The following is a 19,481-nucleotide window of genomic DNA, read 5'->3' as shown; positions in this document are numbered from 1 at the left end:
GGCATGCGATCCGGCGTGTCGGGGCAGACGGGTTGCGACAACGCCCGGGCCGCCCCACGGCCCGGCCAGACGCACGCGAGGTGACCCCGTGACCCTGCCGCTGCCCGCCCGCACCGCACCCGGCGTGCCCGGCCCCGGCCCGGCCGCCGACCGGAAGCAGCTGCTGCGCCGCCGGCTGGAGCGGCTCATCGGCATCGCGGCCACCGAGGGCAACGCGGTGCGCCCGCTGCGCAACGGGGACCAGATCTTCCCCGCCATGCTCGACGCCGTCCGCGGCGCCCGGCGCACCGTCGACATGATGACCTTCGTCTACTGGCGCGGCGACATCGCCCGGCAGTTCGCCCAGGAGCTCGCCGCCAAGGCCCGCGAGGGCCTGCGCGTGCGGCTGCTCCTCGACGGCTTCGGCGGCCGCCTCATCGAGCGCGACCTGCTGGAGCTGATGGAGGGGTCCGGCGTCCGGGTCGCCTGGTTCCGCAAGCCGCTGTGGCTCTCCCCGTTCAAGCAGAACCACCGCTGCCACCGCAAGGTCCTGGTCGTCGACGAGCGGGTCGCCTTCACCGGCGGGGTCGGCATCGCCGAGGAGTGGTGCGGCGACGCCCGCAACGAGAACGAGTGGCGGGACACCCACGTCGAGGTCCGCGGCCCCTCCGTCGACGGCATCGCCGCCGCCTTCGCCCAGAACTGGGCCGAGTGCTGCGACGACGAGCTCTACGACGCCTGCGACCGCTTCACCGAGCACGAGCCGGCCGGCGACGCCGTCGTCCAGGTGGTGCGCGGCTCCGCCAGCATCGGCTGGCAGGACATGCAGACCCTGCTGCGCGTCGCCATCACCGGCGCCGAGCGCCGCATCCGGGTCGCCTCCGCCTACTTCGCCCCGGACGCCTACTTCGTCGGCCTGCTGTGCGAGGCGGCCGCCCGCGGCGTCGAGGTGGAGATCCTGCTCCCGGGCAGCCACACCGACAAGCGGGTCTGCCGGCTCGCGGGGCAGCACCACTACGCGCAGCTGATGGAGTGCGGCGTGAAGCTGTGGGAGTACGCGCCGACGATGATGCACGCCAAGGTGCTCACCGTCGACGGCGTGCTCTCGCTCGTCGGCTCCACCAACTTCAACCGGCGCTCGCTGGAGCACGACGAGGAGGTCATGCTCGCCGTCCTCGACGAGGAGCTGACGGCCCGGCTCGACGAGGACTTCGACACCGACCTGCGGCGCAGCGACCCGGTCGACCCGCACCGCTGGCGGCGCCGCGGGACCGGCCAGCGGCTGCGCGAGCTGTCCGTGCTGCCGATCCGGCGCTTCCTGTAGTCCCGCGGCCCCGGCGGGCGCCGTCCGGGGCCCGTCCCGCCCGGGAGGCCGCCCGCAGCCGGCCTGCCCACCGGCCGGCCTGCCGGCCGGTCAGCCCGGGAGGCCGCCCAGCCGCCCCTCCAGCAGGACCAGCAGCTCGCCGAGGCCCTCGGCGAGCTGCCGCCTGCGCTCCTCCGGCAGCCCCTCCAGCAGCGCGCCCTCGTGGCCGACCTGGGCGGGCAGCAGCCGGTCCACCAGCTCCCGGCCCCGGACGGTGAGCGACAGGTGCGCCACCCGGCGGTCGCGCCCGTCGGCGCGGCGCACCACCAGCCCCCGCTCCTCCAGCTGCCGGACCCGCTTGGTGACCGCCGCCCCGGAGGCGAACGTCTCCCGGGCCAGCCGGCCTGGGGTCAGCTCCCCGCCGACCCGGCGCAGCGCGGCGAGCACCTCGTACTCCGGGCGGCTGATCCCCGCCCCGGCCAGCGGCGCGTCGGCCGCCTGCTGCAGCAGGGCCGCACAGCGCCCCAGGCGCCCGACCAGGGCGACCGGCGCCAGGTCCAGTCCGGGGAACAGCTGCTGCCACTGGCGCAGCACCACCGCGACGGCGTCCTCCACGTGCGCTGTCCCCTCTCCGGGAGATGTCCCCTCCGGCGGCCGTCCCGTCTCCGGCGGCCGTCCGGGCCCCCGCGCCGGCCGGTGCGGGATCGTCCCGCAGGGGCTGCGCCGGGGGTGGGGCGACCGATGGTACCCAGGGGTGCGCCCCGCGGGTACGGCCGAGCGGGCGGCGCCCGCGCTCCCGCGCACGCCCCCGGCCGTCGGCGGCCGTCGGCGGCCGTCGGCGGACGCCTGCGGGTGTCCGTACGCGCCGCGCGCCGGCCCCGGTCGGGAACGTGAGCGATTCCACAGTGCCCCCGCCTCCCCGCGGGGCGGCCGGGCATGGCACACTCTGATCCAGTACCAGTGACGTTTGCGCACTCCGGGGTCGGTGTAATTCCGAACCGGCGGTTACAGTCCGCGACCCGTCCGCAGCCAGCGGCCGGTTGACCAGGTGAAATTCCTGGACCGACGGTGAAAGTCCGGATGGGAGGCAGTGCGCGGCGGACGTCCGGCCGTACCCGCGCCGTCGGCGCGCCCCCTGCGGGGCGTCCGCCCACGGCCGTGCCCGGCTTCTCCTCGTCCGCGTCCTCTCCCCACGCCCCGGAGCCCGCGCACCAAGCGCGAGGAGGACTCCGGTGGCCCCCCTGACGGAAAGCCGCACCGCCGAGGCGATGCGCCGCGCCGTCGCCCTCGCGGCCCTCGGCCTCGGCCGTACCAGCCCCAACCCCGTCGTCGGGTGCGTCGTCCTCGACGCCGACGGCGAGGTGGCGGGGGAGGGGTACCACCGGCAGGCCGGCGGCCCCCACGCCGAGGTCCACGCCCTGCGCGCCGCCGGCGACCGCGCCCGCGGCGGCACCGCCGTCGTCACCCTCGAGCCCTGCAGCCACACCGGCCGCACCGGCCCCTGCGCGCAGGCGCTGGTCGACGCCGGGGTGGCCCGCGTCGTGTACGCCGTGGCGGACCCCACCGACCAGGCCGCCGGCGGAGCCGAGGCGCTGCGCGCCGCCGGGGTCGCCGTCGAGGCCGGGCTCCTCGCCGCGGAGGCGGAGCGCGGCAACGAGGCGTGGCTGGCCTCCGTGCGCCTCGGACGCCCGTTCGTGCTCTGGAAGTACGCGGCCACCCTCGACGGCCGCTCCGCCGCCGCCGACGGCACCAGCCGCTGGATCACCGGCCCCGAGGCCCGCGCCGACGTGCACCGGCTGCGCGCCGAGGCGGACGCCGTCCTCGTCGGCTCCGGCACCCTGCGCGCCGACGACCCCCACCTGGCGGTCCGCCACGGCGCGGACGGGGACGTCCGCCAGCCGCTGCGGGTCGTCGCCGACACCGCCGCCGCCACCCCGCCCGGGGCCCGGGTCCTCGACGGCGCCGCCCCCACGCTGCTGGCCGTCGCACCCGGCGCCGACACCTCCCGCCTCGCCGACGCCGTCCGCGCCGGACGGGCCGAGGTCGCCGAGGTGCCGCGCGCCGCGGACGGCCGCGGCCTGGACCCCCGGGCCCTGCTCGCCGAACTGCACGCGCGCGGCGTGCGTTCGGTCCTGCTGGAGGGCGGCCCCACGCTGGCCGGCGCCTTCTGGGCCGCCGGACTCGTCGACAAGGCCGTCGGCTACCTGGCCCCCGCCCTGCTCGGCGCCGGACCCGCGGCGCTGCTGGACGCGGGAATCGACACGGTCGGCGACGCGTTGCGGCTCGACGTCGACGACGTCGTCCGCGTCGGGGCGGACCTCCGCCTCACCGCCTACCCCCGGCGCCCGGCCGCCGCCGGACGCGCCTCCGCCCGGAGCGCCGCCCCCGGGAACAGCACCACCGAACGGCCCGTCACCGTGCCCGCCACCGAGGAGAGCTGAGCTGTGTTCACCGGAATCGTCGAAGAGCTGGGCGAGGTCGTCTCCGTCGAGGACCTCGGGGACTCCTCCCGCATCCGCCTGCGCGGACCCCTCGTCACGCAGGGCGCCCGCCACGGCGACTCCATCGCCGTGAACGGCGTCTGCCTCACCGTCGTGGACACCGCCGAGGAACTGGCCGCCGGCACCGGCGCCTTCTCCGCCGACGTCATGGCCGAGACGCTGAAGCGCTCCAGCCTCGGCGTCCTCGCGCCCGGCTCGCGCGTCAACCTGGAGCGGGCGATGGCGCTCGGCGACCGGCTGGGCGGCCACCTCGTCCAGGGCCACGTCGACGCCACCGCCACCCTGCTCTCCCGCACGCCCGGCGAGGCGGGCGCCGACGGCAGGCCGCAGTGGGAGGTGCTGCGCTTCTCGCTGCCGGCCGGCATCTCCCGGTACCTGGTCGAGAAGGGCTCGATCACCGTCGACGGCGTCAGCCTCACCGTGGTCGAGGCAGGGGCGGACTTCTTCACCGTCAGCCTCATCCCGGCCACCCTCGCCCTCACCACCCTCGGCCTCCGGCGGCCCGGAGAGCCGGTCAACCTGGAGGTCGACGTCCTCGCCAAGTACGTCGAGCGGCTGCTCGCCGACCGCGCCGCGCCGCTCCTCCCCGCCGGCACCGCGACCGCCGGGTCCGGCGCCCCCGCCGCGACCGCCGGAGACCTGCGATGAGCTGGCTCAACAGCACCGCCTTCACCGCCTTCGGGCAGACCGTCATCTGGTCCGACATGGTCGGCAACCTGCTCGGCCTGGCGGCCCTCGCCCTCGGCTGGCGCCGCTCCCTGGCCGCCTGGCCGGTCCAGCTCCTCTCCGGCGCCGTCCTCGTCTCCGCCTACTGGTCCGCCCACCTCAGCGGCGGCGTCGGCAAGCAGCTCCTGGTGATCGGGGTCGCCCTCTGGGGCTGGGACCGGTGGCGGCGCGGCCGCGGCGACGACGGCGAGCTGCAGGTCCGCTTCGCCACCTGGCGCGAGCGCGGCCTGCTGGCGGCCGGCACCGCCCTGGGCACCCTCGCCGTCGGCGGCCTGTTCACCGCCGTCCCCGCGCTCTCCTGGAACCCCTGGCCGGACGCCTACATCTTCACCGGCACCCTCGCCGCGATGGTCGCCCAGGCCCGCGGCTGGGTGGAGTTCTGGTTCGCCTGGCTCGCCGTCGACCTGGTCGGCGTGCCGCTCGCCTTCTCCGGCGGGCTGGCCTTCTCCGGCCTCGTCTACGTCGTCTACTTCGTCCTCGTCCTGCTCGGCCTGCGCGCCTGGTGGCTGCGCACCCGCACCGTCCGTCCCCGGCAGCAGTCCGCACTGGAAGGAGCAGTGGCATGACCGCCCTGCACGAGCTCGCCGCCCCCGCCCCGCACGACCACGCGCCCGCCCCCGAGGCCCCGGACGCCCGCGAGGACCTCACCCTCGACACCGTCGAGCGCGCGATCGCCGAGATCGCGGCCGGCCGCGCCGTCGTCGTCGTGGACGACGAGGACCGCGAGAACGAGGGCGACCTGGTCTTCGCCGCCTCCGCCGCCACGCCGGAGCTGATGGCCTTCACCGTCCGGCACACCTCCGGCGTCGTCTGCGTCCCCATGACCGGGGCCGAGCTGGACCGCCTCGCGCTGCCGCCCATGACGCAGGTCAACGAGGACCGCAAGGGCACCGCCTACGCGGTCTCCGTCGACGCCCGCGACGGGGTCTCCACCGGCATCTCCGCCGCCGACCGCGCCCGGACCGTGCGGCTGCTCGCCGGGTCCACCACCACCGCCGCCGACCTGACCCGGCCCGGCCACGTCTTCCCGCTGCGCGCGGTCGAGGGCGGCGTCCTGGCCCGCCCCGGGCACACCGAGGCCGCCGTCGACCTGGCCCGGCTCGCGGGCCTGCCGCCGGCCGGCGCCATCGCCGAGGTCGTCAACGACGACGGCACCATGGCCCGCCTCCCCGACCTGGTGCCCTTCGCCCGCCGCCACGGCCTGGCGATCATCTCCATCGCCGACCTGATCGCGTACCTGCGCCGCACCGAGAGCCTGGTCGAGCGGGCCGCCGTCACCGGCCTGCCGACCGAGCACGGCATGTTCACCGCCGTCGGCTACCGCACCGCGGACGGCACCGAGCACATCGCCCTGGTCGCCGGCGGCCTGGACGCCGACGGCCGCGTCCCCGGCGGCGAGGACGTGCTGGTCCGGGTGCACTCCGAGTGCCTCACCGGCGACATCCTCGCCTCGCTGCGCTGCGACTGCGGCCCCCAGCTGCACGCCTCGCTGGACCGGATCGCCGCCGCCGGGCGCGGCGTGCTGCTGTACCTGCGCGGCCACGAGGGCCGCGGGATCGGCCTGGTCCACAAGCTGCGCGCGTACCAGCTCCAGGAGGCCGGGCGCGACACCGTCGACGCCAACCTCGACCTCGGCCTGCCCGCCGACGCCCGCGACTACGGCACCGCGGCGCGGATGCTCGCCGACCTCGGCGTGCGCTCGGTGCGGCTGCTCACCAACAACCCCGAGAAGATCACCGCGCTGACCGCCCTCGGGATCGAGGTGGCCGGCCGCGAGCCGCTGCCCGTCCAGGCCGGCGAGCACAACCTGCGGTACCTGCTCACCAAGCGGGACCGCATGGGCCACGACCTGCCGTGGCTCGACGCGGCCGAGGCGCCCGCCTCGCTCGCCGCGCCCGTGGTCGAGCCGCGCGCCGCCGACGGTACGCGCTGAGCCCGCCCCGCACGCCCCACCCACCCACGCCCCACCCACCCACGCCCCACCCCCCGGCCCGAGCACGACCCGGGCGGGGACGAGACCGACCGGTACGACGGACCGGTACGACGGAGAGGAACGCCCGTGAGCGGCAAGGGAGCCCCCGAGCTGACGCTGACCGCCAGGAACTGCCGCGACCTGCGGGTCGCGGTCGTGGCCGCCCAGTGGCACGAGCAGATCATGCAGGGGCTGCTCGACGGCGCCGTGCGCGCCCTGCACGAGCTCGGCATCGACGAGCCGACCGTGCTGCGGGTGCCGGGGGCCTTCGAGCTCCCGGTGGCGGCCAAGCAGCTCGCCGACCGCGGCTACGACGCGGTGGTGGCGCTGGGCGTGGTCATCCGGGGCGGCACGCCGCACTTCGACTACGTCTGCCAGGCGGCCACCATGGGCCTGACCCAGGTGGCGGCCTCCACCGGAGTCCCGGTCGGCTTCGGCGTCCTGACCTGCGACGACGAGGCCCAGGCGCTGGACCGCGCGGGGCTGCCCGGCTCCCACGAGGACAAGGGCCACGAGGCGGTCACCGCCGCCGTCGCCACCGTCGCCGCGCTGCGCGCCGTCTCGGAGCCCTGGCGCTGAGCCCTTGCGCTGAACCCCGGCGCTGAACCCCGGCCCGCCGGGACCGTCCCGCGGTCCCGGCGGCCGTCCCGCGTCGCGGACACGGGTGTCCGCGCCGCGGACCGTCCCCCGGCGTCCCGCCCCCAGGCCGTAGGGTGTCCCCATCATGGCGCTGAAGACATTCGAGGAGCTCTTCACCGAGCTCCAGCAGAAGGCCGCCTCCGGCGACCCCGGTTCCTCCCGCACCGCGCAGCTCGTCCAGCAGGGCGTGCACGCCATCGGCAAGAAGGTGGTGGAGGAGGCCGCCGAGGTCTGGATGGCCGCCGAGCACGAGTCGGACGAGCGGACGGCCGAGGAGATCTCCCAGCTGCTCTACCACCTCCAGGTGATGATGGTCGCCCGCGGCCTGTCCCTCGAGGACGTATACGCTCATCTGTGACCCGCCGCAGGGGCGCGTGCCGCCCCCCGCGCGACCACGTCCGCAACCGCACATCCGCGAACAAGTGAAGGACCTGCCTCCCATGCTGCGCATCGCCGTACCCAACAAGGGTTCTCTCTCGGGTCCCGCGGCGGAGATGCTCCATGAGGCCGGCTACCGCCAGCGCAAGGACTCGAAGGAGCTCGTCCTCGTCGACGCCGACAACAGCGTCGAGTTCTTCTTCCTGCGCCCGCGGGACATCGCGATCTACGTCGGCTCCGGCCGCCTGGACATCGGCGTCACCGGCCGCGACCTGCTGCTGGACTCCGGCGCCGAGGCCGAGGAAGTGCTCGCGCTCGGCTTCGCCGGCTCCACCTTCCGCTTCGCCGGGCCGGTCGGCACCGCCAAGGACGTCCAGGGCCTCCAGGGCCTGCGGATCGCGACCTCCTACCCCGGCCTGGTCCGCCGCCACCTCGCCGATCACGGCGTCGAGGCCTCCGTCACCCGCCTCGACGGCGCCGTCGAGACCGCCATCCAGCTCGGCGTCGCCGACGTGATCGCCGACGTCGTGGAGACCGGCACCACGCTGCGCAACGCGGGCCTGGAGGTCTTCGGCGACCCGATCCTGGAGTCGGACGCCGTCGTCGTCCGGCCCCGGGGCGCGGGCGAGGACCCGCGGGTCGAGCAGTTCCTGCGCCGTCTCCAGGGCGTCCTGGTGGCCCGCCGCTACGTGATGATGGACTACGACATCCGCGCCGAGCGGGTCGGCGACGCCGTCGCCCTCACCCCCGGCCTGGAGTCGCCGACCGTCTCGCCGCTGCACAGCGAGGGCTGGGTGGCCGTCCGCTCCATGGTGCTCCGCAAGGAGGCCCAGCGGATCATGGACGACCTGTGGGCCATCGGCGCCCGCGCCATCCTGGTCACCAACATCCACGCCTGCCGCCTCTGACCCCGCCGGGGCGGGGACGGCACCGGCCGTCCCCGCCCCGCACCCTCCCGTGGAGCCCGCCGCCATGCCCGCCACCCCGCCGCCCGCCGACCACGACCGGGGCGCCGGCCACGACCGGGGGACCGGCCGCGACCGGACCGCGGGACCCCCCGCGCTGCCGGTGACCTGGCGGGCCTCCCGCACCCGCGCCGTCCTGCTGCCGACCGCCGCCCTGCTGGTGGTGATGTTCGCCGCCATGGCGGCGGCGCTGCCCTCCAACTGGCACGCCTACGACCGCGGCGCCCTGGTCGTCACCGGCCTGCTCTTCGCGGCGGCCCTGGTGATGCTCTCCCGGCCCCGGGTCACCGCCGACCCCGCCGGGGTCACCGTGGTCAACTTCGTCCGCAGCCGCCGACTGGCCTGGGCCGAGATCGTCCGCGTCAACCTCCGCCAGGGCGACCCCTGGGCCGTCCTGGACCTGGCCGACGGCACCACCCTGGCCACCGTCGGCATCCAGCCCGCCGCCGGCCGGGAGCAGGCCGTCGCCGCCGCCCGCGCGCTGCGCGACCTCGTCGACGCGCACGGCGCCGCCGCCCCCGGCCGCTGAGCCCGGCGCCCCGGGTCCGGCCCCGGCCCCTGGGCCGGGCCCGCTCCCGCACCGGCCGCCGCCAGGCCCCCCGGCCGGCCCGCGCCAGGCCCCCGGACCGGTCCGCACCGGCGTCCCCGGGAGCCCTGCCCCCCCCCCGCCCGCCCGTCGTTTACGCTGGTAAAGGCGGGGCAAACACCCCGCAGGCCACGGCGCGTCCGGTCCCTTCGGGGGCCGCTCCACCGGCGAGCACGCGCCCCCACCCCCGACCAGAGGAGTGACACCTCCCCTCGATGGACGATCCGTCCGGCAGTACGAACGCCGTCCCGTCCCCTGAGCCTCCGCACCGCCCGGCCGCGCGTGCGGCCCGCGGGGAGGCGGTACGGTGACCACCGCCTGGATCCTGCTGATCGCGGCGTTCGCCCTCATCCTCGCCAACGGCCTCTTCGTGGCCGCCGAGTTCTCCCTCGTCACCGTCGAACGCGGCGCGGTCGAGCGTGCGGCCGCCGCCGGCGACCGCCGCGCCGAGGGCGTCGCCCAGGCTCTGCGCCGCCTCTCCTTCGAGCTCTCCGGCGCCCAGCTCGGCATCACCGTCACCTCCCTGGTGGTCGGCATGCTCGCCGAGCCCGCCCTCTCCGAGCTGCTCGGCCCGCTCCTCGCCGCCGTCGGCGTCCCCGAGTCCGCCTCCCGCGGCCTGGCCGTCGCCGTCGGCATGGTGCTGGCGACCGTCCTCCAGATGGTCATCGGCGAGCTGGTGCCCAAGAACTGGGCCATCGCCCAGCCCCTGCGCGTCGCCCGCGCCGTGGCCGGACCGCACCGCGCCTTCTCGGCCGCCTGCCGCCCGGTCATCGCCTTCCTCAACGGCTCCGCCAACCGCGCCGTGCGCGCGCTAGGCATGGAGCCCGCCGAGGAGCTCGCCCACGCCCGCACCCCCTCCGAACTGGTGGCGCTCGCCCAGCACTCGGCCAAGGCGGGAGCCATCGAGGAGGAGACCGCGGACCTCTTCGTCCGCACCCTCGGCCTCACCGGGCTCACCGCCCAGAGCGTGATGACCCCCCGGGTCGACGTCTCCGCCCTCCACGGCGCCGCCACCGCCGCCGACGTGCTCAACCTGACCCGGGCCACCGGCCTGTCCCGCTTCCCCGTCTACACCGACACCCTGGACGACGTCACCGGCTTCGTCTCCCTCAAGGAGGCCCTCGCCGTGCCCGCCGGCCGCCGCTCCGTCGTACCGGTCTCGCAGATCAAGGTCCCCCCGCTGCTGGTGCCCGAGACCCTCCCGGCGGGCCGCCTCCTGGAGGTGCTGCGCCGCAGCCAGCAGATGGCCGTGGTCGTCGACGAGTACGGCGGCACCGCGGGCGTCGTCACCCTGGAGGACATCATCGAGGAGATGGTCGGCGAGGTCGTCGACGAGCACGACCCCGAGGACCTCCCCGACCTGGTCGCCCTCGCCCCCGTCGGCGGCATGCCCGCCTGGGACGCCGACGGGCGCACCCGCGTCGACCAGCTGGAGGCCGTCGGCCTCCGCGCGCCCGAGGGCCCCTACGAGACCCTGGGCGGCCTGGTCGCCCACCTCCTGGGCCGGATCCCCGCACCCGGCGACACGGCCCGGCTGCCCGGCTGGCGGCTGACCGTCCTGGACACCGACCGGCACCGCACCTCCCGGGTGCGCCTGGAGCGCACCGGCCGGCTGCCCGGCGGCCCCGCCGCGGCGGACGGCCCCGGGGACGACGGCAGGGGCAACGGCAGGGGAGCCGACGGCAACGGGGGGCGGGCCCGATGACCGTCCTGCAGATCCTCGCCTCCCTCCTGCTCCTCCTCGGCAACGCCTTCTTCGTCGGCGCCGAGTTCGCGGTCATCTCGGTCCGGCGCAGCCAGGTCGAGCCGCTCGCCGCGGCCGGCAACCGCCGCGCCCGCACCGTGCTGCACGCGCTGGAGAACGTCTCCTCCATGCTCGCCGCGGCGCAGCTCGGCATCACCGTCTGCTCGCTGCTCCTCGGCGCCCTCGCCGAGCCCACCATCGCGCACCTGCTGCACGGCCCGTTCCAGGCCCTCGGCGTGCCGGACGCGGCCACGCACCTGGCCTCGTACGTCATCGCGCTGGCCGTGGTGGTCTTCCTCCACATGGTGGTCGGCGAGATGGTCCCCAAGAACATCGCCCTGGCGAGCCCGGAGCGGGCCGTCCTGTGGCTCGGACCGCCGCTGGACACCCTGGCCCGGCTGCTGGGCCCGTTCATCCGCTTCCTCAACGCCTTCGCCAACCTGGTGCTGCGCGCCTTCCGCGTGGAGCCCAAGGACGAGGTGGAGTCCGTCTTCACCAGCGAGCAGCTGGCCCACCTGGTGGAGGACTCCCGTGAGGCCGGCCTGCTGGCCCCGCGCGAGCAGGAGCGGCTGGAGGACGCCCTGGAGCTCGGCCGCCGCCCCGTCACCGACGTGCTGCTGCCGACCGCGAAGCTCGTCACCGTGGACGCCTCCGTCACCCCGGCGCGGCTGGAGGAGCTCGCCGTCTCCACCGGCTTCTCCCGCTTCCCGGTCACCGGCCCGGACGGCGGCTTCCTCGGGTACCTGCACGTCAAGGACGTCCTCGACCTGGACGACCGCACCGCGCCGGTGCCCCGCCAGACGTGGCGGCGGATGACCTCGGTGCGCGACCGCACCGCGCTGGACGACGCCCTCGGCGCGATGCGCCGCGCCGCCGCCCACCTGGCGGCCGTCGTCGACCGGGAGGGCCGCACGCTGGGCCTGGTCACCCTGGAGGACGTGCTGGAGGAGCTGGTGGGGGAGGTCCACGACCCGGACCACCGGCGGGCCGCGGCCGTCCGCGGCCGGGCCTGAGCCGCGGCGGGCGGGCCCGGGGCGCACCGCCCCGGGCCCGCCCGCCGTCCCCGTTCCTGCTCCGGACCGCCCCCGTTCCTGCTCCCGCCCGCCCCGTCCGTCCCGCCCGTCCGGTCAGCCGCGCCCGTCGATCAGCTCGCCGTACGCCTGCATCAGGTCCGGCAGCCGGAGCGTTGCCAGGTCCTCCCGGCCGGGCGCCGCGGCCAGCACCGACAGGCGCAGGTCCCGGTAGGCGCACGACTTCTCGTACAGGGTGCGCATGAAGCGGCCGTTCCCCAGTTCGTCGATCCAGCCCTCGCCCACCACGTGGGCGCAGATGCTGTGCAGCTCCTCCAGGGCGTCCGCGTCCCAGCCGTCGCCGTCGCGGGCGGCCAGCGCCTGCCCGATCGCGGTGAGCTCGGACGGGCGGTAGCTGGGGAAGTCGACCCGGGTGGTGAAGCGCGAGGCGAGCCCGGGGTTGGCGGCCAGCAGCCGGTTCATGCCCTCCGGGTAGCCGGCGAGTATCACGACCAGCCGGTCCCGGTTGTCCTCCGCGCGCTTCAGCAGCACCTGCAGCGCCTCGTCGCCGTACGCGTCGCCCTTGCTGTAGCCGGAGTTGGCCAGCGAGTACGCCTCGTCGATGAAGAGCACGCCGTCCAGCGCCGAGTCGATCAGCTCGTTGGCCTTCACCGCCGTCTGCCCCAGGAACTCGCCCACCAGGTCGGCGCGCTGCGCCTCCACCAGGTGGTCGCCGGAGAGCAGCCCCAGGGCGTAGAACACCCGGCCCAGGATCCGCGCCACCGTGGTCTTGCCCGTCCCGGACGGCCCGGAGAAGACGAAGTGCCGCTTGGGCGGCTGCACGGGCAGGCCCTGGCCGGCCCGCAGCCGCGCCATCCGCAGCTGCGCCGACAGCGCCAGCACCTGCCGCTTCACCGGTCCCATGCCGACCATCCGGTCCAGCTCGGCCAGGGCCGCGTCCAGCTGCCCGCGGTCCGGTCCGCCCGCCCCGGCGGCCGCGCCGGACGCCGGCCGCGGCTGGACCGGCAGCACCACCCGGTCGCGCAGGGAGGCGTCGGAGCCCCCGCCGTCCGCGCCTCCCGCGTCGGGGCTCGCCGTGCCGCCGGGACCGCCCGCCCCCGCGGTGCCCCCGGCGGACTCGGCCCGGTCGGCCGCGGTCGCCGCCACCGGGTCCGCGGCCTCGGCCGCGGGCCCGGTGCCCCCCGCCGTCCCGCCGCCGCCCGCGGTCCCGGCCGCGCCGAAGCCGCCGTCCTCGCCCCCGGCGGCGGACTGCGCCGCCCCGGTGCCCGCGGCCCCGGCCGCGCCGTCCAGCTCGGCCTCCAGCAGCTCCGGGTCGACCCCGTCCTCCGACATGATCGCCGCGAGCCGGGCGGCGGTGTCCATGAACGCCGGGTCGGCCCGGTGCACCGCCCGGTACAGCGGCAGCGCCGCGGCGCTGCGGCCCGCGCCCTCGTACGCCCGCGCCAGCCAGTAGCGCAGCTCCTTGCGCTGCGGCTGCTCGGAGCGGCAGCGCGCGAGCGAGGCCGCCAGCGGGGCCTCCGCCTGCGGGCACATGTCGAGCCGGACCCGGGCCATCCCGCTGAAGAGGCCGGCCTCGATGCCCAGCAGGGGGTCGTCCAGCAGGCCGTCGGTGTCGCGGATCAGCTGCTCCCAGTCCTTGACCAGGTAGGAGCGGCAGGCGTGCAGGAACCGCACCGAGGGGTCCTCCCCGGCGGGCGGGCAGAGGTCCAGGGCCCGGTCCAGCTCGGGCAGGTGGCGGCCGTCGAGCCAGTGCGAGGCGTGCGCCAGCGCCAGGTCGCGCCGGTCCTCCAGCACCGGCTGCACCCACCAGCCGAGCCAGTACCAGGAGCTCAGCGGCCTGCGGTGGCGGCCCCGCTGCTCGCCGAACCGGTCGCGGTGGCGGTGCATGGCCAGCAGCGCCCCGGAGGTGTCGGACCGCAGGGCGTGCAGCCCCAGCCAGGCGTCCGCCATGCCGGGGTCCAGCTGCACCGCCGTGCGGAACTCCTCCTCGGCCCGGGAGTAGGCCCCCGCCGTGTACGCGTCCATGGCCCGCAGCCACGCCCGGTCGGCGAGCCCCGCCGTCCCGGCGCCGCCCGGGTCCTCGGCCCCGCCCACTCAGGCCCCCCGCCGTGGGTCCCGCCGCGTGCCTGCCGCCGCTCCCGCACCCATGAGCACCGCCCCCTCGTGCCGCCCGCCGCACCGCGGGCCAGGCCGTCCGGCCACCATGATGACCCTGCGGGGGCCGACGCGGAACGCGGCCGTCCCCGCAGACTCCGCGGGGCCCGGGGGAGTGGCGGAGAGCCCTTCGCCGCCCCCGGCCCGCACCACCCCGTGCGCCGCTCCTCCCGGCATCGTACCGGCGCCCCGCAGATCCGGAAGGGCGCCGCGCCGCCGCGGCCCCGGGCACGGCGGATCCCCCGGCCGGGGCGGTGCCGGTCCCGCCCGGGACAGGACGAAGCCCCTCGGCCACGGGGGAACGGCCGAGGGGCTTCGCGTCTGTTGTTGCGGGATCAACCAATCTCGCGACGGGGACAAGGTAGGACCTGGCCCCGGCCCAGGTCAAGCCGCCGTCCGGCGCGAAGCGCAGCGCGCCGGCGGCGGCACGCACCGTCACCGGTCCGGGGCTCAGGGGGAGGCCTGCACCGCCGCCGCCGTCCGGTCGCCCGCCTGCCGCAGGAGGTCCCCGACCTCCTCGGCCTCCGGCACCCCCAGCCGGCCGAACACCGCGGCCGCGCCCTCCAGGGCCGCCCGGCCCCGCTCGGCGTGCCCCAGCCGGACCAGGGCGCGCCCGCGGGCCGCGTGGGCCAGCCCCTCGCAATACGCGTCGTCGATCTCCACCGCCACCGCCAGCGCCTGCTCCGCCGTCAGCGCCGCGTCCGCGTCCCGGTCCAGGGCGAGCAGGCACTCCGCCAGCCGCGCCAGGACCAGGCCCTCCCAGCTCCGGCGCCCCTGCTCGCGGAAGAGCCGCAGGGCGTGGTGCAGGTGGACGGCGGCGGGCTCCGGCTCGCCGGACTGGCGCATCACCACGCTCGCGGCGTACCGCGTCTCGGCCACCGTGGAGTCGTTGCCGGAGGACTCGGCGGCCGCCAGCGCCGCCTCCGCCATGGCCCGGGCCTCCGCCGCGCGGCCGAGGTCCATCAGCGACCGGGCCGTGTTGCCCATGATCAGTGCCGAGACGCTGGTGTTCCCCAGCAGCTCGCACTGCTCCAGGGCCTCGTGCAGGTACGGCAGCGCCTCCACCGAGCGGCCGGTGCCGCCCGTGACGACGCCCAGCAGGTTCGCCGCGCTGAAGTGCGCCACGCCGTCCCCGCAGGCGCGGGCGAGCTCCAGGGCGGTTCGCAGCTCCTCCTCGGCCGCCTCGTACCGGTCGCAGGAGTACAGCAGGAACGCGCGGACGCAGCGGGCGCGCGACTCCGCGACCCGGTCGCCGGCGCGGTGGGCGGTGGCCACCACCGGCCGCAGGACCCGCTCGATCTGCCGCTGGTGGACCACGCCGTCGATCAGCCACACCCAGGCCATCAGCAGGTCGACCAGCGTCCGCAGGGCGCCCTCGCGGTCCTCGCCGGCCCGCTGCGAGACGACCGCGAAGAGCGTCGCCTGCTCGGAGCGGAGCCAGGTGCGGGCGGCCTCGGTGTCCCGCAGGGGCGCCGCCTGCGCCTGCGGCGGCCGCAGGTGGTCCGTCAGGACGTCGCCCGGCTCCAGCAGCCGGGACGCCGCCGAGACGCTGGCGAAGAGGAAGTCCAGCAGCCGGCCGGAGGCCAGGTCCCGCTCCCCGGCCGTGTCGGCCCGCCCGCTCCGCCGCCGCGCGAAGAGCCGCAGCAGGTCGTGGTGGCGGTAGCGGCCGGGGGCGGGGGACTCCAGCATCCCGGCGTCGACCAGCGCCTCCGCCAGGTCCTCCGCGTCCTGCACCTGCAGCCCCAGCACGGCCGCGGCGGAGGCCAGCGAGAGGTCCGGGCTGTCCGGGAGCGCCAGCAGCCTGAACGCCCGGGCCAGGGCGGGGGAGAGCTGCCGGTAGCCCAGCTCGAACGTGGCCTCCACGCCGAGCCGCCCGGTCTGCAGCTCGTCCAGGCGGCGCTGCTCGTCGGCGAGGCGCTCGGCCAGCACCGACACCGTCCAGGAGCGGCGCGCCGCCAGCCGGGACGCCACGATCCGCACCGCGAGCGGCAGGAAGCTGCAGGCGGACACGACGTCCAGGGCCGCCTCCCGCTCGGCCTCCACCCGCTCGGTCCCGGCGATGGCGGCGAACAGCCGCACGGCCTCCTGCGGGTCCAGGACGTCCAGGTCGACGTGGCGGGCCCCGGTCAGGTCGGTGAGCCGGGCCCGGCTGGTGACCACCACGGCGCACCCGGGGCCGCCGGGCAGCAGCGGCAGGACCTGGGCGGTGTCCAGGGCGTTGTCCAGCACGACCAGGACCCGGCGGTCGGCCAGCAGGGAGCGGTAGAGCCGCGCCCGCTGCTCCAGGCCCTCCGGGACGCCGTCCGGATCCTGGCCCAGGGCGGTGAGGAAGTCGCCGAGCACGGCCTCCGGGTCGGCGGGGCCGTCCCCGGCGCCGCGCAGGTCCACGTGGAGCTGGCCGTCGGGGAACTCCGCGCGGACCCGGTGCCCGGCGTGCACGGCCAGCGTCGTCTTGCCGACCCCGCCGATGCCCGACACCGCGCAGAGGCGGACGCCGCCGTCCCCGCCCCGACCGCCCCGACCGCCCTGACCGCCGTCCCCGCCGCGGAGCACCGCCTCCAGCTCCCGGGTCATCGCCTCCCGGCCGGTGAAGTCGGCCGGGTCCGCGGGGAGCTGCGCGGGGACCGCCGCGGCCGGCCGCTCCCCGGGGCCGCGGGACACCGCGACCGGGGGCGCGGGCCGCAGCAGGGAGGCGTCCGAGGCCAGGATGCGCGCGTGCAGCTCGCCGAGTTCGGGCCCCGGCTCCACGCCGAGCTCGGCGACCAGCAGGCGGCGGGCGTCGGCGTAGGCGGCGAGCGCCTCGGCCTGCCGCCCCCCGCGGTACAGCGCCAGCATCAGCAGGGCCCGGAACCGCTCCCGCAGCGGGTGCTCCACGACCAGGTCCGCCAGCTCCGCGACGGCCTCCTGGGCCCGGCCGAGGTCGATCCCGGCGCCGAGGCGCAGCTCCAGCGCGGTGCAGCGCAGCTCCTCCAGCCGCCTGCGCCAGGCGTCGGCCGAGGGGCCCGGCAGGCCCGGGAGCGGGGCGGCCCGCCACAGGGCGAGCGCCGCAGCCGCCGCCGCGTGGCAGCCCTCGGCGTCCCCGGCGGCCAGCGCCCGGCCCGCCCGGCTGACGTCCTGCTCGAACCGGTCGGCGTCGACGGCCCCCGGCGGCAGGCGCAGGGCGTAGCCGTCCGCGACCGAGACGAGGGTGTCCGCGGCCGTCCTGGACCTGCGGTCGGGCTCCAGGGAGCGGCGCAGCCGGGAGACGTACGTGCGGACGGCGGCCACGGCGTTCGGGGGCGGGTCCTCGCCCCAGACCCCCTCGACCGCCTCCCGGAGCCCGGTGGGCCGGCCCGCCCGCCGGAGCAGCACGGCCAGCAGCGCGCGCTGCTGCGGCGGTCCCAGCTCGACCTCCCGGGAGGAGCGCCACGCCTGCAGCGGGCCCAGGACCTCGAAGTGCAGATTCGGCTGTGCGGCGTCCGCGTCGGTCTGCAAGGCTGCGCGCCCCCCGGCTTCCCCGATGCCCGCCCCGACCGGCTCGGAGCGGCTCTCCCCCTGCGGTGCGCTGCGTCCCACGGCACCGCAGGTGCTGTTTATCAGATGTTTATCGGCCTTCGCCATGCTTGCTCCGGTCGTTCTCCCCAGGCCTCCCCGCGCGGAGGCCCGCCGGGGGAGCGGCCGGACCCCGGGGCCCGCCGGACGGGCCGCCAGACCACCACCGAGGAGCAACGACATGAGCACGCCGCCGGAGGAGCCCACCCCCGACACGCCGGACACCGGGACGGACACCGGGACGGGCACCGGCACCGAGTCGCCCACCGGCAACGGCGCCACCCGCAAGTAGCGCCCGCAGCGCATGAGCTTCCGCCGCCCGGGGGGACGGCGGACACCGCCTCCGCGCCCTGGGCGGAGGCGGTCCCCGGAGGGGAGCCGGGGACGGGGGGACAGGGGGGAGGGCCGGTCGCGCCGGCACAGCAGCACGGGGGGCTGCTGCGCCGGGTGCGGCCGGCCCTCCGCATGCCCGCGGCCGGACCGGCCGCCGGCCCGGCCGGGCGGCCCCGCCCCGGCCGCGCCGCCGCCGCGCAGCCCCGGCCGTCCGGGTGCCGCCCGGCCGCCGCGCCCGGCCCGCACCCGCCCCGGCCGCCCCCCCCGCGCTACCCCTCGCCGCCGCCCGCCGGGCCCTCGCGGTGACGGACGCCCCGGGATCGGGCATACTCACTTCGCCGCGTCGGTTAATGGCCGTTCACTGCGAACCGGTGGGACCGCCTCCGACGAGGCACGACGACCCCGCCGGGCCCCCACCACGGGCCCGGGGTGCGACCGAGGAGGCGACCCCGCCATGAGCATCTCCCCGAGCAAGCCGGTGGAACGCCAGCTGCCCACCGAGGAGGCCCGCGACCTGCTGGCCCTCACCCGCGAGCTGGTCGACCACGAGCTGCTGCCCCGGGCCGCCGACGACGAGGCCGAGGGGCGCTTCCCGCGGGAGGTCCTCCGCACCCTCGGCGAGTCCGGGCTGCTGGGCCTGCCCTACCCCGAGGAGTACGGCGGCGGCGGCCAGCCGTACGAGGTCTACCTGCAGGTCCTGGAGGAGCTGTCGGCCGGCTGGCTCGCCGTCGGCCTCGGCGTCAGCGTCCACACCCTCTCCTGCCACGCCCTCGCCACCTTCGGCAGCGACGACCAGCGGCGCCGGTTCCTGCCGGACATGCTGGGCGGCTCCCTGCTGGGCGCGTACTGCCTCTCGGAGCCGCAGTCCGGCTCCGACGCCGCCGCGCTGCGCACCTCCGCCGTCCGCGACGGCGGGACCTACACGGTCAACGGGACCAAGGCCTGGATCACCCACGGCGGCGCCGCCGACTTCTACAGCGCCCTGGTCCGCACCGGCGGCGAGGGCCCCGGCGGCATCAGCGCCCTGCTGGTCGCGGCCGACACCCCCGGTCTGAGCGCCGCCCCGCCGGAGCGCAAGATGGGCCTGAGGAGCTCGCCCACCGCCCAGATCCACTTCGACGGCGCGCGGGTGCCCGCCGACCGCCTGATCGGGGAGGAGGGCCAGGGCTTCTCCATAGCGCTGTCCGCCCTCGACTCCGGCCGCCTCGGCATCGCGGCCTGCGCGGTCGGCGTCGCCCAGGCCGCCCTGGACCACGCCGTGGAGTACGCCCGGGACCGCCGCCAGTTCGGCCGGCCGATCGCCGACTTCCAGGGCCTGTCGTTCATGCTCGCCGACATGGCCACCCAGGTCGAGGCCGGCCGCGCCCTGTACCTGTCGGCGGCCCGCCGCCGCGACGCGGGCCTCTCCTTCACCAAGGAGGCGGCCATGGCGAAGCTGTTCTGCACCGACGCGGCCATGCGGGTGACCACCGACGCCGTCCAGGTCCTCGGCGGCTACGGCTACACCCAGGACTACCCGGTCGAGCGCTACATGCGGGAGGCCAAGGTGCTCCAGATCGTCGAGGGCACCAACCAGATCCAGCGCATGGTGATCGGCCGCCGCCTCACGGGCGGCGCCGGCCGCTGAGACGCGCGGCGG

At 77.1% G+C, this 19,481-nt stretch carries 15 protein-coding genes and 1 riboswitch; of the genes, 12 read left to right on the top strand and 3 right to left on the bottom strand.

From position 1 onward, the window contains the following. Nucleotides 1-94: 94 nt before the first annotated feature. Entirely contained in the window at nucleotides 95-1,303 is a 1,209-nt protein-coding gene (locus LO771_RS01770; protein WP_230647933.1) for a phosphatidylserine/phosphatidylglycerophosphate/cardiolipin synthase family protein, read from the top strand. Between the two features lie 90 nt (nucleotides 1,304-1,393). Here the strand turns inward: LO771_RS01770 and LO771_RS01765 are convergent, their stop codons facing one another. Then, nucleotides 1,394-1,897 (bottom strand): MarR family winged helix-turn-helix transcriptional regulator, encoded by a 504-nt coding sequence (locus tag LO771_RS01765; RefSeq protein ID WP_230647589.1) that lies wholly within the window; start codon nucleotides 1,895-1,897, stop codon nucleotides 1,394-1,396. Nucleotides 1,898-2,249: 352 nt separating this feature from the next. Continuing rightward, nucleotides 2,250-2,380, top strand: a riboswitch (FMN riboswitch). A 170-nt stretch (nucleotides 2,381-2,550) separates the two neighbouring features. Here LO771_RS01765 and ribD point away from each other — a divergent pair. From ribD to LO771_RS01715, 10 genes are all read left to right on the top strand, one after another. After that, complete coding sequence (gene ribD, locus LO771_RS01760) at nucleotides 2,551-3,723, top strand: bifunctional diaminohydroxyphosphoribosylaminopyrimidine deaminase/5-amino-6-(5-phosphoribosylamino)uracil reductase RibD (RefSeq protein ID WP_230647932.1); 1,173 nt, start codon at nucleotides 2,551-2,553, stop codon at nucleotides 3,721-3,723. A 3-nt stretch (nucleotides 3,724-3,726) separates the two neighbouring features. Further along, entirely contained in the window at nucleotides 3,727-4,431 is a 705-nt protein-coding gene (locus LO771_RS01755; RefSeq protein ID WP_230647587.1) for a riboflavin synthase, read from the top strand. Continuing rightward, nucleotides 4,428-5,075, top strand: a complete 648-nt coding sequence (locus tag LO771_RS01750; protein ID WP_230647585.1) for a nicotinamide mononucleotide transporter family protein — start codon at nucleotides 4,428-4,430, stop codon at nucleotides 5,073-5,075. Before LO771_RS01755 ends, LO771_RS01750 begins: the two co-directional genes overlap by 4 nt. Further along, complete coding sequence (locus tag LO771_RS01745; protein ID WP_230647583.1) at nucleotides 5,072-6,442, top strand: bifunctional 3,4-dihydroxy-2-butanone-4-phosphate synthase/GTP cyclohydrolase II; 1,371 nt, start codon at nucleotides 5,072-5,074, stop codon at nucleotides 6,440-6,442. The genes LO771_RS01750 and LO771_RS01745 overlap by 4 nt, the downstream gene beginning before the upstream one ends. 126 nt (nucleotides 6,443-6,568) lie before the next feature. Then, nucleotides 6,569-7,060: a 6,7-dimethyl-8-ribityllumazine synthase gene (gene ribH, locus LO771_RS01740; RefSeq protein ID WP_230647581.1), complete on the top strand. Its 492-nt coding sequence runs from the start codon at nucleotides 6,569-6,571 to the stop codon at nucleotides 7,058-7,060. A gap of 145 nt (nucleotides 7,061-7,205) precedes the next feature. Further along, nucleotides 7,206-7,478 carry a phosphoribosyl-ATP diphosphatase gene (locus LO771_RS01735; RefSeq protein ID WP_230647579.1) on the top strand — a complete coding sequence of 91 codons (273 nt, stop codon included), beginning with the start codon at nucleotides 7,206-7,208 and terminating at the stop codon, nucleotides 7,476-7,478. An 82-nt stretch (nucleotides 7,479-7,560) separates the two neighbouring features. After that, nucleotides 7,561-8,406 carry an ATP phosphoribosyltransferase gene (gene hisG / locus LO771_RS01730; RefSeq protein ID WP_230647577.1) on the top strand — a complete coding sequence of 282 codons (846 nt, stop codon included), beginning with the start codon at nucleotides 7,561-7,563 and terminating at the stop codon, nucleotides 8,404-8,406. 64 nt (nucleotides 8,407-8,470) lie between these two features. Next, nucleotides 8,471-8,992 carry a PH domain-containing protein gene (locus tag LO771_RS01725; RefSeq protein ID WP_230647575.1) on the top strand — a complete coding sequence of 174 codons (522 nt, stop codon included), beginning with the start codon at nucleotides 8,471-8,473 and terminating at the stop codon, nucleotides 8,990-8,992. Nucleotides 8,993-9,356: 364 nt separating this feature from the next. Beyond that, nucleotides 9,357-10,754, top strand: a complete 1,398-nt coding sequence (locus tag LO771_RS01720; RefSeq protein WP_230647573.1) for a hemolysin family protein — start codon at nucleotides 9,357-9,359, stop codon at nucleotides 10,752-10,754. Then, nucleotides 10,751-11,806: a hemolysin family protein gene (locus tag LO771_RS01715; protein WP_230647571.1), complete on the top strand. Its 1,056-nt coding sequence runs from the start codon at nucleotides 10,751-10,753 to the stop codon at nucleotides 11,804-11,806. The genes LO771_RS01720 and LO771_RS01715 overlap by 4 nt, the downstream gene beginning before the upstream one ends. A 114-nt stretch (nucleotides 11,807-11,920) precedes the next feature. Here LO771_RS01715 and LO771_RS01710 read toward each other — a convergent pair whose 3' ends face one another. Both LO771_RS01710 and LO771_RS01705 read right to left on the bottom strand, forming a co-directional pair. Next, nucleotides 11,921-13,849 (bottom strand): AAA family ATPase, encoded by a 1,929-nt coding sequence (locus LO771_RS01710; RefSeq protein ID WP_230647931.1) that lies wholly within the window; start codon nucleotides 13,847-13,849, stop codon nucleotides 11,921-11,923. Nucleotides 13,850-14,428: 579 nt separating this feature from the next. Next, nucleotides 14,429-17,452 carry an AfsR/SARP family transcriptional regulator gene (locus LO771_RS01705; protein WP_304944747.1) on the bottom strand — a complete coding sequence of 1,008 codons (3,024 nt, stop codon included), beginning with the start codon at nucleotides 17,450-17,452 and terminating at the stop codon, nucleotides 14,429-14,431. Nucleotides 17,453-18,296: 844 nt separating this feature from the next. Here LO771_RS01705 and LO771_RS01700 point away from each other — a divergent pair. After that, entirely contained in the window at nucleotides 18,297-19,469 is a 1,173-nt protein-coding gene (locus LO771_RS01700; RefSeq protein ID WP_230647569.1) for an acyl-CoA dehydrogenase family protein, read from the top strand. The last annotated feature ends 12 nt before the right edge of the window (nucleotides 19,470-19,481 follow it).

The organism is Streptacidiphilus sp. ASG 303 (genome assembly GCF_020991365.1).
In the GTDB taxonomy this organism is placed as follows: Bacteria; Actinomycetota; Actinomycetes; order Streptomycetales; family Streptomycetaceae; genus Peterkaempfera.
The sequence above is the reverse complement of the archived record's forward strand: the minus strand, read 5'-3'. Positions and strand labels throughout refer to the sequence as shown.